A 12,478-nucleotide genomic window follows, 5' to 3' on the forward strand; every position below is an offset into this window, starting at 1 on the left:
GCGGTCAGCGCGTAGAAGGCGGCGTGCAGATCGCGGTCTTTTGGGCCGCGCGGGACGCATGCTCGCGTAGCGTTTGCATGTCGGCGACCCGCAGGCAACGCAATGCGCCGTCGGTATCCCCCGCCAGCAGGCAATCCGCTGCCTGGGCGAGCAGGTCGGCAGCTTCCTCCATGGCCGGGATCGGCGCCAGAAGGCACGCGCGAGGTGCACTGTCTGCGGAGTCAAGCACGCGGGGCCTCCATAAGTCCTTGCAACCCGCGGGAGGCTAGCGTGCAGGTGTAAGTTTTTCGTAAACTCCGGCGCGACGCTTGCGCTCTCCGGGACCTGTCTCACTTGGCGATGCATTCGTCATGGAACTGTAGCAGTTTCGAGCCGGAACTTCGCTATACCGCTCGCGTGTCCGTGTAGACCGGATCGGGCCGGTCGAGTTCCCATTGGAGGTTGCATTGCAAATCAGAGACAGACAACGCGGTCTTGCCGCAAGGCTTACGCGCCGCGTCGCCTTGTCCGCCGTGCTTGGCGCCGCGGCTATCGGCACGGGCCTGATTGCCGCCCCCGCCGCACGTGCTGCCGGCCCGCAGATCATCGAGACCGGGTCGAGCCTGCTCTATCCGCTCTTCAACCTCTGGATCCCTGCCTACGTGAAGATGCATCCGGGCCTGCAGATCACCCCGCAAAGCACCGGCAGCGGCACCGGCATCTCACAGTCGATCGAGGGCACGGCGCAGATCGGCGCATCGGATGCCTACCTGAGCAAGACGCTGGCCAAGATGCATCCGACCATGATGAACATCCCGCTGGCGATCTCCAGCCAGATGGTGAACTACAATGTTCCCGGGATGGAGGGTAAGCACCTGCATCTGAACGGGCCGGTCCTGGCGGGGATCTACCAGGGCAAGATCACCGACTGGAACGACCCCGCAATCAAGAAGATCAACCCTGGCCTGACCCTGCCCGACCATAAGATCGTGACGATCCATCGCACCGACGGGTCCGGCGACACCTTCATCTTCACCCAGTATCTCTCCGCCAGCGCGCTGGAATGGCAGCAGTCGCTGGGCTATGGCACGACCGTGAACTGGCCAGCCACGCCCGGCAGCATCGGCGCCGTGGGCAACCCCGGCATGGTTAACGCGCTGAAGAATGCGCCCTATTCGATCGCCTATGTCGGCATCAGCTTCAAGCAGGCGATCGAGGACAACAAGCTCGGAAAGGCAGCGCTCGGCAACAAGGCCGGCAAGTTCGTGCTGTCGTCTCCCGAGACCGTCAAGGCCGCCGCCGGGCAACTGGCCGGCGAGACGCCCCAGAGCGAGAGCATCAGCCTGATCTTCGCGCCGGGCGCGGAGTCCTATCCGATCATCAACTACGAATATGCGATCGTGAACGCAAAGCAGCCGAGTGCCGCGACGGCGAGCAAGATCAAGAAGTTCCTCACCTGGGCGATCTCGCCCGAGCACGGCAACTCGCCGCAATATCTTGACAAGGTCAGCTTCGTGGCGCTGCCGCCGGCGATCGTCAAGCTGAGCCAGGCGCAAATCGACAAGATCGGCTCGCACTAAGGCCGTGGCGCCTGTCACGACGCCGAGCCGGACCGACTCCTTGCTGCGGCGGGTGTGGCGTTTTCGCACCCTGCTCGCCGTGACGGGGGGTGCGTTGCCGGCCGGTGTCGTCGCGGTGGTGCTGTTCCTGGCGATCTATTCCTGGCCGGCGATCGTGCTCAACGGCACGAGCTTCCTGGGCGGCAGCGAGTGGAGCCTGGGCAATACCTACGGCGATCCCGTCACCCGCAATGGCGTCATGGTGTTGCCCGGCGCGCATTACGCGATCCTGTTCCTGATCGGCGGCACCCTGCTCTCGACCCTTATCGCCATGGTGGTGGCGGTGCCGGTTGGGGTGGGGGCTGCGATCTTCCTCGCCGAGGCAGTGCCCGGCTGGGCGCGGGTCTGGCTCTCGCTGTTCGTCGAACTGCTCGCCGCGATCCCCTCCGTGGTGTTCGGGCTGTGGGGCTATGCGGTGCTGATCCCGCTGTTCGGGCGATATGTGTTCCCGGCACTCACCCACATCATCGGCTTCATTCCCTATTTCGGTGGTCCGCCGGGTAACGGTTACGGTCTGCTGACCGCGGGGCTGGTGCTGTCGTTGATGATCGTGCCGCTGATTACCGCCACCCTGCGCGATGCCATCGTGCGTCAGCCGGTGTCCTTGCGCGAATCCGCCGCCGCGATGGGCGCCACCCGTTTCGAGACCGTCTGGGTGGTGATCATGCCGGGCTTGCGCACGGTGCTGATCGGCGCCTGCATCCTCGCCATCGGCCGAGCCCTGGGCGAGACGATGGCGGTGCTGATGGTGAGCGGCAACGCCTTGGGCTATGTGCCGTCCAACATCTACGGCCCGGTCAGCACCATGGCCTCCTTCGTCGTCTCGCAACTGGACAGCGCGCTGCAGGATCCGACCGGCTTTGCCGTGCGCTCGCTCGCCGAGATCGCGCTGGTGCTGTCCCTGATGTCAGTGGTGGTGAACACCATCGCCCGGGTCATGCTTTCGTATGCGGGACAGCCCGGACGATGAGCGACGCGATCTCCGAACATGGCTCGACATCACTCAGTGAGGGTTTGGCCCTGCGCCGGAGGATCAAGGCCCGGATCGGCTGGACCCTCTGCGCCGCCTCGCTGGCAATGCTCGGGGTCGCCATGTGCTGGATCATCGGCACCGTCGTGGTGCGCGGCATCTCTGCGCTGTCGCCAACGATCTTCACCGAGCCCACCCAGGGCAACGGCGGCGGCCTGCTCAACGCCATTGAAGGCACCGCGGTGCTCGCCGTCGGCACGCTGATCCTAGCCGTGCCGCTGGGGGTCGCCGCCGGCATCTACGTCGCCGAGTTCCCGCGCGAATTCTGGGCCCGCGCGATCCGCTTCTTCTCCGACACCCTGGTGGGCGTGCCGTCCATCGTGCTCGGCTATGCCGGCTACGTCATCCTGGTGCAGGGGCTGGGTTGGCAGTTCTCCACCGCCGCCGCCTGCATCACGCTCGCCATCATCTGCCTGCCTTATATCGCCCGCTCCAGCGAACTGGCGTTTGCCTCGGTCGCCTCGGAGCTGCGCGAGGCGGCCTATGCAATGGGCGCCGGCGACCGCCAGGTGATCCTCAAGGTGTGCCTGCCGGTGGCGATGCCCGGCGTGCTAACCGGGGTGCTGCTGGCGCTGGCGGTCTCCGTCGGCGAGACCGCGCCGCTGCTCTACACCGCCGGCTGGTCCAACTATTTCTGGAACGGCCACCTGGTCCGCTCGCCGATCGCCTATCTCACCTACGCGGTCTGGACCTTCATCAACGAGCCGGCTGCTGCCGCCAACGCCCTGGCCTACGCCGCGGCCCTGCTGGTGACCAGCTTCGTGCTCGTGCTCAGCATCGCCTCGCGGCTGATCCTGCGGAGCCGCTGAGGCGCGCTTGTGTCAGGCGCCATACTCGGTCACCGCGCGTTTCGCGCGCGCGATCAGCGACGGGCTCATGCTGAGTTCGCTGACGCCCCACGACAGCAGGCGGGGGATCATCGCGGGGTCGCCGGCCGCCTCGCCGCAGACGCCGATCCAAATGCCGGCCTCGCGGGCGCCGTCGCAGGCGAGTTCGATCATGCGCAGCACCGCCGGGTGATCCGCCCGGCTCAGACGCGCCAGCCTGGCGTTCGTGCGGTCCGCGGCCATCGTGTATTGCGTCAGGTCGTTGGTGCCGATCGAGAAGAAATCGACATGCTGTGCCAGCGCATGGGCGCAGAGTGCGGCCGCCGGCGTCTCGATCATGATGCCGAGTTCGATCGGTCCGGTCTCCTGGCCCTGCGCGTGCAGCGCTTCGCGACATTCGCTGAGGCGCGCCTTCGCCGCGAGCACCTCGGAGACGTCGCTGATCATCGGGAACATGACCCGCAGCCTGCCATGCACCGCCGCGCGTAACAGGGCGCGAAGCTGTGGGTCGAACAGCTCCGGGCGATCCAGGCACATGCGTATGCCGCGCCATCCGAGAAACGGATTGGCTTCAGCCTCGCTTTGCATGCCGGCCATCGGCTTGTCGCCGCCGATATCGAGGGTGCGGATCAGCACCGGATGTGGTGCGAAGGCCGAGAGCACGCGCGTGTAGGTGCGGAGCTGCTCCTCCTCGCTCGGCAGGGCCGTGTTGCGCATGAACATGAATTCGGTGCGAAACAGTCCGACACCCATCGCCCCCGCACGCAGCGCCGGCTCGATTTCGGCGACCGCGCCGATATTGGCCGCGACCTCAATCGCGCTCCCGTCACGTGTGCGCGGCGCGATATGGGCGAAGCGCTCGAGTTCGACGCGCGCCGCGTCCGCCTCGTCGCGTCGGCGCGCGAAGGCCGCCTGGGTCGTCGGGTCGGGGTTGAGGATGGCGAGGCCGGCGCCGCCGTCGAGCGCGATCAGCCGCGCGGCCCGCAGCGTGTCCTCGTGCGCCCGCGCGCCGACCACGGCGGGAAAGCCCAAGGCACGCGCGATGATCGCGATATGCGAGGTGGGGCCGCCGGCGGTGGTCAACAGGCCAAGCACCAGATGCGCCGGCAGCCGCGCGAAATCGAGCGCGGACAGCTCGCTTGCGACCAGGATCGACGGTTCCGAGAGGGCAGCGAGGTCGCATCCGCGCCGTCCAAGCAGGACGTCCGCGAGCCGCTGCCCGATGCCACGGACATCGTCGGCGCGCAGCCGAAAATAGGCATCGTCGATCCGCTCGAAACGCTCGGCGAGCGCGCGGCTGACCTCGATCGTGGCGGAGGCGGCATCCTGGCCGCCGGCGATCGCCTGCTCGATCGGGCCGAGCAGTTCGACGTCCTCGGCCAGTTCACGCAGGGCGGCGAAGAGCTGTGCCTCGGTGCTCTCGGCGCCATCGGCGCGCGCGGCTTCGATCGTGTCGCAAACCTCCAGCACTGCCGCGCGGAAGCGCTCGATCTCGGCGCCGATGGCACCGGCGGCGAGGCTGCGCCGTGGCGGCACGCTGCGGTCCGGCAGATAGAGGAAGGCCGGCCCGATCGCTACGCCCTCGTTGCCGCAGGCGCCTTCAATGCGACCCGAAACCTGCGGCAACGCGGGCGGGGCATCGGCGAGTGGCGCGGCGCCACCAACATAGGCCACGAGTTCGGCGAGGGCGGACACGGCATCCTCTCCCTCGACGCGGATACGCACCCGCTCGCCCTGCTTGACCGTCAGCAGCATGATCTTGACGGTGCTCTTGGCATTTGCCGAAGCGCCGCCTTTATGGATTTCAATGCTCGACTGAAAGCTCTTCGCCAATTGCGCGAGACGCGCCGCGGGCCGCGCATGCAGACCTTCGTCAAGCGAGACGACCGCGTCCTGTTCGAGCAACATCAAGCGAGGCCGATGACCGAGAGCGCTGTACCCGGCTGCAGCAGCGCCCGCAGCCTTTCGCCAGGGACCGGCTCGACGCAGATCTCGCCGGGACGTTCGGCCACCGCCAGGCCGTTAAAAGAGAATACGACATGGCCGATCTCGGCGATCTTCTGCCAGGCGGTCTCGCCCACCGCGGTGATACAGAAATTCTGGTCCGCGATCCGCAGGGCGTCGCCGCCTTCCGGGCAGGCACCGGGACTGCCCGCCGCCTCATGCAGCACCGACACCTCGGCAAGCTCCGGCGGGGCACCCACAGCGAACAGGATCAGCACGCCGGCGTCGAGCAGGTCGCCGGCCTCGGCGCCGACTTCGCGGATCGTGGTGCTGTAGAGGGTGTCCATCATCAATAGAGTCCGAAGCTGAGCAGCCAGGCGATAACTACCGCGAGCGGCCCGGTGAGCTGGCGGCTGATCAGCACGGCCGGAACGCCGACCCTGACGGTCTCGGGCTTGGCTTCGCCCAAGGCCAGCCCCACCGGCACGAAGTCGCAGCCGACCTGGGTGTCGAAGGCGAACAGCGCCGGCAGCGCGAATTGCGGTGCGATATTGCCGTTGCCGATCTGCTGGCCGATCAGCACGCCGATGACCTGGGCGATCACCGCACCCGGGCCGAGGACTGGCGAGAGGAACGGCAGACCGCATATCGCCGACAACAGCAGCAGACCGATCAGGCTGCCGCCGAGCGGCGTCAGCACATGCGCAATGATTGCACCCAGCCCGGTGGCGTTGATGATGCCGATCAGCATGGTGACGAAAGCCATGAACGGCAGGATGGTGCGGATCACCTGGTCAATCGCCCGCCTGCCGCTCTGGAACAGGACGCCGACGACGCCGCCCATCACGCGGCCGATATTGGCGATGAAGCCGGTGAAGCCGCCGTCGTTCTCGACCGGCGCTGCGGGCTTCATCACGAATGGCGAGGCCGTACTTCCCACCGCCCCCGCTGGCGCCCCCGCGGCCACCGCCGGCTGCGTGCCGTCGAGCGGGATCAGGTTGTCGGGCTTCACCCCGGAGACATAGATGTCCTCGGTGATGAACTGCGCGAGCGGGCCGGATTGTCCGACCGAGGTCAGGTTGATCGTCGGCAGGCGCTTGCGCGGATAGACGCCGCAGCGCGCGGTGCCGCCGCAATCGATCACCACGGCGGCGATCTCGCTCTCGATCGGCGGCGAGCGGAAGCCGTCGACGGCGGTCGCCCCCGTCAGCTCGGCCAGACGCCGCGCTACCGGGGGGATGCCGCCGCCGGTAACGGCGACGATCTTGTCGCGTTGCGCGGTAGGCTGGATCACCAGCGGGCCGCCCCAGCTCTGTCCGCCACGCTCGACCCGCACCGCCCGGAACTGGCCGGTCTGCGCTGCACTCGGAACCTGGTCCATCGTCCCCTCCGGCGTCAGGTTTGGGCGGTGACGAGTGCCGCACCCTGGCGTCGCGCCAGGAACATCGTGATCCGCTCGGTGACGATGCCGCGCAGCAGGATCACCACGAGGCCGGCGATGAAGTAGCGAACGGCGAGCGGCCCGAGCGGCAGATGCAGACGCATCAACCCATGCGCGACACCGAGCCAGACGAACAATTCGCTGGAGTTGGCGTGCGGGAACAGCCCGGTGATCGGATGGCAGAACGACACCGCGGAATCATAGAACGCCGGCTTGTGGCGTTCCTCAATGAACACGCCGAAGGTATAGGCCATCGGATTGGTCAGGAAGAACATCGCCAGCACCGGCAGCAATGTGTAACGGGTGATCGCGTAGCGCCCGGCGAAGCGCGCCAGCCGGTGCACGCGATGTTCCCCGATCAGTTCGATCAGCGCGTAGACCGCGGTGAGCAGAACGATCAGGGTCGGCAGGATACCGGTCGCGAACGCCACGAAGGTGCGGCCGCCTTCGTTGAAGACGCCGATAAATCCGGTGGCAAGATGCGAGAGCATGAGCATGGTCTTGTCCCCAATTTAGTTCGTTTCAGGCGACGATGGGCTCACGCGGAGCGGCTTGCGCGCGGCCGGCTGCGATGCGGTCGATCTGCTGGGCGGCGGCGCGGAACGAATCTGCGAGGCGGGCGTCGCGCGCAGCGAAGGCGGCGCCGCTGCGGCATTGTTCAATATCCGCGCCGAGGAGGGAGTCGAGCGGCCGGAACTTCGCCCAGACGGTGCGTCCCTGCATGACCAGCGCCTGGCGGATTGTGCCATTTGGGGCGACGACCAGGATGCTGATGGCGCCGCGGCCGAACCCGGCCCGAGCACTGCCCGACCCGACATAGCCGTCGCTCCAATCGGTGGACAGCCGGCCCAGCACAGCGCGGTAGTGCCGCATCTGCAGCATCGTTCCGGCGATCTGCAGGGCCCAACACATGGCGAACAGCAATAGCCCGGTTTGCCAGGTCATGATCGTATCCCCGCCCTGATGTTCGGTCCGTTGGCGCCGGACTCGAATTGGCTGTGAGCCGAACATCCATTCTTTCACGTGTCAATATGTCGGGCATCTGCTCGCAAAAATGTGAGCAGAAACATGCAAATCCCAGATTATCGTGGTTTCGGCGTATGCGAGCCCCTCTACAAATGCGTTGACAACGGCACAAATGTATACATCCTTCCGGTGACGGTGCAGGAGCGGGCCATGAGCATTGCAGAGGATCTGGCACGGCGGGCCGAAGCTGGACGGCCGGTCCAGGTCGGCCTGATCGGCTGCGGCGAAATGGGCACCGACATCGTCACCCAGCTCTCCTTGATGCCCGGCATCGAACTTGCGGTGCTGGCCGAGATGCGTCTGGATGCGGCTTTCCTGGCCCTCGACATCGCCGGCATCGGGCGCGACGCGGCGCGTTTGTGCGAGACGCAGGCGCAGGCCGAGGACGCCATCGCCGCCGGCCTTATCGCAATCACCCAGGACGGCACCATCGCCTGCGTCACCGGGCAGGTCGACGTCATCATCGACGCCACCGGCAATCCGGGGATCGGCACCGAACTCGCACTCAAGGCGATGGCTGCCGGCAAGCACGTGGTGATGATGAATGTCGAGGCGGACGTCACCGTCGGCGCCATGCTGGTGCGTGAGGCACGCAGGCACGGCGTCGGCTACTCGCTCGGCGCCGGCGACGAGCCCAGTGCCGCCATGGAACTGGTCAACTTCGCCCGCGGCCTCGGCTACCCGATCGTCGCCGCCGGCAAGGGCAAGAACAATCCGCTGCGCTTTAACGCCAAACCCGCCGAATACGAAGACGAGGCGCGCGCGCGGCACATGAATCCGCGCATGCTGGTCGAGTTCATCGACGGCTCGAAAACGATGATCGAGATGTGCGCGATCGCCAACGCCACCGGCCTGGTGCCGGACCGCCCTGGCATGCACGGTCCGGCCGCCGGCCGCGACGAGCTTGCGCGCACGCTGATCCCGCGCAGTGACGGCGGCGTGCTGTCGCGCGCGGGTGTCGTCGACTACAGCGTCGGCAAGGGTGTCGCCCCCGGTGTGTTCGTCGTCGTCAAGGCGCCGCACCGGCGCATCCATGAACGCATGCGCGACCTCAAGATGGGGGAGGGGCCGTATTTTACGTTCCTGCGTCCCTACCATCTGACCAGCCTGGAGGTGCCGCTGACCGCGGCCTCGCTGGTGCTGCATGGGGTTCCGCACATGCAGCCGCTGGACTACCCCGTTGCCGAATGCGGCTGTCTGGCTAAGGAAGACCTGCAACCCGGCGTCACATTGGGCAAGATCGGCGAGGACCATTATCGCGGCTGGATCACCACCGTCGAGGACGCGCGCGTGGGAAGGTCGCTGCCGCTCGGCCTGGCCGAACGCGCTGTGGTCACGGCGCCGATCCGCGCCGGCGAGGCGCTGACCTACGAGAATTGCCGCGTCGATGAAACCATGCAGATCGTGAAATTGCGACGCGCCCAGGACGCATTGTTTCAGTGAGCGCCGCCCTCGAACGCAATCGTCCCGCCGTGTATGACCGGCTGAGTCCCGCGCAACTGCGCGAGGCGCTGCGCCGTATGCAGCTGATCCGACAGTTCGAGGAAGGCGCCGAGCAGGCCTATATGCGCGGCCAGATCCACGGCACGATGCATCTCTCGATCGGCCAGGAGGCCAGCGCCGTCGGCATCTGCGCCGCCCTCGGGCCCGACGACAAGATGACCTCGACGCATCGCGGCCACGGCCACTGCATCGGCAAGGGCGCCGATCCCAAGAGGATGTTCGCGGAGTTCTTCGGCAAGGAAAGCGGCTATTGCCGCGGCCGTGGCGGCTCGATGCATATCGCCGACGTCGCACAGGGCAATCTCGGCGCCAACGGCATCGTCGGCGGCGGGCTGCCGATCGCGGTGGGCGCGGCCCTTGCGTTGCGACAGCAGAAGCGTCCGGACGTCGTTGTTTGCTTTTTCGGCGACGGCGCTTCCAACGAGGGTGCCTTCCACGAGGCGCTGAACATGGCGGCGTTGTGGAAGCTCGGCGTGATCTTCGTCTGCGAGAACAACCAGTACGGCATGTCGACCTCGACCGAACGGTCGATGTCGGTCGCCAACGTCGCCGACCGCGCGCCTGCCTACGACATCCCTGCCCGCATCGTCGACGGCAATCGTTTTGCCGATGTCGCCGAAGCCGCCTTCGAGGCGGTTGATCGCGCGCGCGCCGGCGGCGGCCCGTCGCTGATCGAAAGCAAGACCTACCGCATACGCGGCCACTCGCGCAGCGACCGCAACCGCTATCGCAGCAAGGCTGAGATCGAGGACTGGATCACGCGAGATCCGATCAAGATGTTCGCGGAGGAGCTGCGCGCTCTAGGCATTCTCGACAGCGCGGAAATCGCCCGCATCCAAGACGAGGTCGCGGCCGAGATCGCCGAAGGCCTCGCCTTCGCACGCGACAGCGCCGCCCCCGACATCGCCGACCTGCTGTGCTACGTCTATTCGGCGCCGATCGAGCAATGAACCAGATCGCGCGCGAGCTCACCTACGCCCAGGCGTTGCAGGAAGCCATGGGCCAGGCGATGCAGGCGGACCCCAGGGTGTTCCTGATGGGCGAGGATATCGGCGTCTATGGCGGCGCCTTTCAGGTTACCGGCGACCTGATCGAGCGTTTCGGCGCCGAACGGGTGATCGATACGCCGATCGCCGAACTCGGTGCTGCCGGCGTCGCGGTGGGTGCCGCACTCTGCGGCGGGCGCCCAATCCTGGAGTTCCAATTCTCCGATTTCGCCACCCTGGCGATGGAGCAGATCACCAACCAGGCGGCAAAGATCCGCTACATGCTGGGTGGTGCCGTCTCGGTGCCGCTGGTGATGCGTTTCCCTGCCGGCTCCGGCACGGGTGCCGCCGCACAGCACAGCCAGAGCCTGGAGGCCTGGTTCGCGCATGTGCCGGGTCTGAAGGTGATCCAGCCATCCACACCCTACGACGCCAAGGGGATGTTGCTCAGCGCCATCGACGATCCCGACCCGGTGATGATCTTCGAGCACAAGCTGCTCTACAAAATGAAGGGTCCAGTTCCGGAGCAGCCCTACCGCGTGCCGATCGGGCTTGCGGAAATCCGCAGGCCGGGACGCGACATCAGCATCGTCGCCACCGCGATCATGGTGCATCGTGCGCTCGAGGCCGCGACGATCCTCGCCGAGGACGGCATCGAAGCCGAGATCATCGACCTGCGCAGCCTGCGTCCGCTCGACCGCGCCACCATCGTCGCCAGCGGATCACGCACCACCCGGCTGCTATGCGTCTATGAGGGGGTCAAGACACTGGGCATCGGCAGTGAGATCAGCGCCATGATCGCCGAGAGCGAGGCGTTCGACCGGCTCGACGCGCCGATCGGCCGCCTCGGCGGCGCGGAATGCCCGCTGCCGTACAATCCCGAACTGGAGCGCGCGGCGGTGCCGCAGGTCGCCGACATCGTGGCCGCCTCGCAATCCCTCGTGCGCGGACGCCTGTAGCGGTGCCGGTCGAGATCATCTTCCCCCGAGTCGACATGGACATGATTTCGGGACGTATCGGCTCATGGCTCGTGCTCGAGGGCCAGCCGGTGCGCGAGGGCGAGCCGCTGTTCGAGATCGAGACGGACAAGGCGGCGATGGAGATCGAGGCGCCGGCCAGCGGCACGTTGCGCGGCGTGCGCGCGGCCGGCGGCGAGGAGGTCGCAGTTGGCAGCGGCATTGGCTGGATCGTCGCCGACGGCGAGCAATGGGATCAGCCGCCGCCCGAGACCGATTCCGCGCCCTTGCGCGCCACTCCACTCGCGCGACGCGAGGCGCGCCGTCTCGGCGTCGATCTGTCGGATGTCCGCGGCTCCGGTCCACGCGGCCGCGTCGTCGCCGACGACCTGCCGCGTGCATCAACCCCCACCAGCGGATGGCATCGTCAATGGCTGGGTGCGGCGAAGGGCACGCCGCTGGTGTTTCTGCATGGTTTCGGCGCGGATCTGACGGGCTGGCGAGCAGTCTGGACCGGCCTGCGGGCACGACGGCGGATCCTGGCGATCGACCTGCCCGGACATGGCCGCTCCTCGGCGGATGCGCCGGCGAGCCTGGACGGGCTTGCCCAGGCGGTGCGGCGCGTCCTTGAAGAGGAAGCGGTCACGACGCCGCATCTGATCGGCCATTCGCTCGGCGGCGCGGTGGCACTGTCCCTCGCCGATTCCGTGCGTTGCGCCTCGGTCTGCCTGATCGCGCCGGCCGGGCTGGGGCCGGAGATCGACGGCGACTTCCTGCGTGGCTTCGCCGGCGCGGAGCGCGCGCAGAGCCTTGCACCCTGGCTGCGTCGCCTGTTCAACGATGCTGCCCTGGTAACACCGGAACTGGTGCAGGCGGCATTGCGCGTTCGCGAGGATCCGGCTGCTCGCGCCTATCAGCGCGCGCTGATCACGGCACTTTTTCCCGACGACACCCAGGCGATTGATTTGTGCGGCGCGCTCGCCCGGCTGCGTGTGCCCGCCAAGCTGATCTGGGGCACGCACGACGCGATCATCCCCGTCCGCCAGGCCAACCGCCTGCCAGGTGCGATCGCGCTGCACCGACTGGAGTGTGGCCACATGCCGCACCTCGAACAGCCACGCCTGGTCGCCTCCCTGATCGACGAACTCGTGCGCAGCGCGTGAAGGG

General features: G+C 67.1%; 13 protein-coding genes. 7 read left to right on the top strand and 6 right to left on the bottom strand.

What is annotated here, in order from left to right:
* Positions 1 to 4: 4 nt before the first annotated feature.
* Positions 5 to 172 (bottom strand): hypothetical protein, encoded by a 168-nt coding sequence (locus ACQY4K_RS18320; RefSeq protein ID WP_428391628.1) that lies wholly within the window; start codon positions 170 to 172, stop codon positions 5 to 7.
* Between the two features lie 274 nt (positions 173 to 446).
* Between ACQY4K_RS18320 and pstS the strand changes: the two genes are divergently transcribed.
* From pstS to pstA, 3 genes are read left to right on the top strand one after another with little or no spacing between them, the layout of a single operon-like run.
* Positions 447 to 1,559: a phosphate ABC transporter substrate-binding protein PstS gene (gene pstS, locus ACQY4K_RS18325; RefSeq protein ID WP_428391629.1), complete on the top strand. Its 1,113-nt coding sequence runs from the start codon at positions 447 to 449 to the stop codon at positions 1,557 to 1,559.
* A gap of 4 nt (positions 1,560 to 1,563) precedes the next feature.
* Positions 1,564 to 2,568 carry a phosphate ABC transporter permease subunit PstC gene (gene pstC, locus ACQY4K_RS18330; protein ID WP_428391630.1) on the top strand — a complete coding sequence of 335 codons (1,005 nt, stop codon included), beginning with the start codon at positions 1,564 to 1,566 and terminating at the stop codon, positions 2,566 to 2,568.
* Positions 2,565 to 3,437: a phosphate ABC transporter permease PstA gene (pstA, locus tag ACQY4K_RS18335; protein ID WP_428391631.1), complete on the top strand. Its 873-nt coding sequence runs from the start codon at positions 2,565 to 2,567 to the stop codon at positions 3,435 to 3,437. The genes pstC and pstA overlap by 4 nt, the downstream gene beginning before the upstream one ends.
* 12 nt (positions 3,438 to 3,449) lie before the next feature.
* Here the strand turns inward: pstA and ptsP are convergent, their stop codons facing one another.
* From ptsP to ACQY4K_RS18360, 5 genes are read right to left on the bottom strand one after another with little or no spacing between them, the layout of a single operon-like run.
* Entirely contained in the window at positions 3,450 to 5,363 is a 1,914-nt protein-coding gene (gene ptsP, locus ACQY4K_RS18340; protein ID WP_428391632.1) for a phosphoenolpyruvate--protein phosphotransferase, read from the bottom strand.
* Complete coding sequence (locus ACQY4K_RS18345; protein WP_428391633.1) at positions 5,363 to 5,749, bottom strand: PTS glucitol/sorbitol transporter subunit IIA; 387 nt, start codon at positions 5,747 to 5,749, stop codon at positions 5,363 to 5,365. Before ACQY4K_RS18345 ends, ptsP begins: the two co-directional genes overlap by 1 nt.
* Positions 5,749 to 6,780 (bottom strand): PTS glucitol/sorbitol transporter subunit IIB, encoded by a 1,032-nt coding sequence (srlE, locus tag ACQY4K_RS18350; RefSeq protein WP_428391634.1) that lies wholly within the window; start codon positions 6,778 to 6,780, stop codon positions 5,749 to 5,751. Before srlE ends, ACQY4K_RS18345 begins: the two co-directional genes overlap by 1 nt.
* Positions 6,781 to 6,794: 14 nt before the next feature.
* Complete coding sequence (srlA, locus tag ACQY4K_RS18355; protein WP_428391635.1) at positions 6,795 to 7,337, bottom strand: PTS glucitol/sorbitol transporter subunit IIC; 543 nt, start codon at positions 7,335 to 7,337, stop codon at positions 6,795 to 6,797.
* 25 nt (positions 7,338 to 7,362) lie between these two features.
* Complete coding sequence (locus tag ACQY4K_RS18360; protein ID WP_428391636.1) at positions 7,363 to 7,785, bottom strand: transcriptional regulator GutM; 423 nt, start codon at positions 7,783 to 7,785, stop codon at positions 7,363 to 7,365.
* 231 nt (positions 7,786 to 8,016) lie between these two features.
* On the opposite strand from ACQY4K_RS18360, the gene ACQY4K_RS18365 reads away from it, so the two are divergent.
* The 4 genes from ACQY4K_RS18365 to ACQY4K_RS18380 are packed head-to-tail and all read left to right on the top strand — an operon-like array spanning position 8,017 to position 12,474.
* Positions 8,017 to 9,309, top strand: coding sequence for an NAD(P)H-dependent oxidoreductase (locus tag ACQY4K_RS18365; protein WP_428391637.1), 1,293 nt, complete (start codon positions 8,017 to 8,019; stop codon positions 9,307 to 9,309).
* Positions 9,306 to 10,319, top strand: a complete 1,014-nt coding sequence (locus ACQY4K_RS18370; protein WP_428391638.1) for a thiamine pyrophosphate-dependent dehydrogenase E1 component subunit alpha — start codon at positions 9,306 to 9,308, stop codon at positions 10,317 to 10,319. Before ACQY4K_RS18365 ends, ACQY4K_RS18370 begins: the two co-directional genes overlap by 4 nt.
* Positions 10,316 to 11,314, top strand: a complete 999-nt coding sequence (locus ACQY4K_RS18375; protein ID WP_428391639.1) for an alpha-ketoacid dehydrogenase subunit beta — start codon at positions 10,316 to 10,318, stop codon at positions 11,312 to 11,314. Before ACQY4K_RS18370 ends, ACQY4K_RS18375 begins: the two co-directional genes overlap by 4 nt.
* Positions 11,315 to 11,316: 2 nt before the next feature.
* A complete protein-coding gene (locus ACQY4K_RS18380) occupies positions 11,317 to 12,474 on the top strand; it encodes an acetoin dehydrogenase dihydrolipoyllysine-residue acetyltransferase subunit (RefSeq protein WP_428391640.1) in 1,158 nt (385 codons plus the stop codon).
* Positions 12,475 to 12,478 lie beyond the last annotated feature (4 nt).

Origin of the sequence: Lichenicoccus sp. (assembly GCF_965276875.1) — a bacterium.
Taxonomy (GTDB): Bacteria; Pseudomonadota; Alphaproteobacteria; order Acetobacterales; family Acetobacteraceae; genus Lichenicoccus.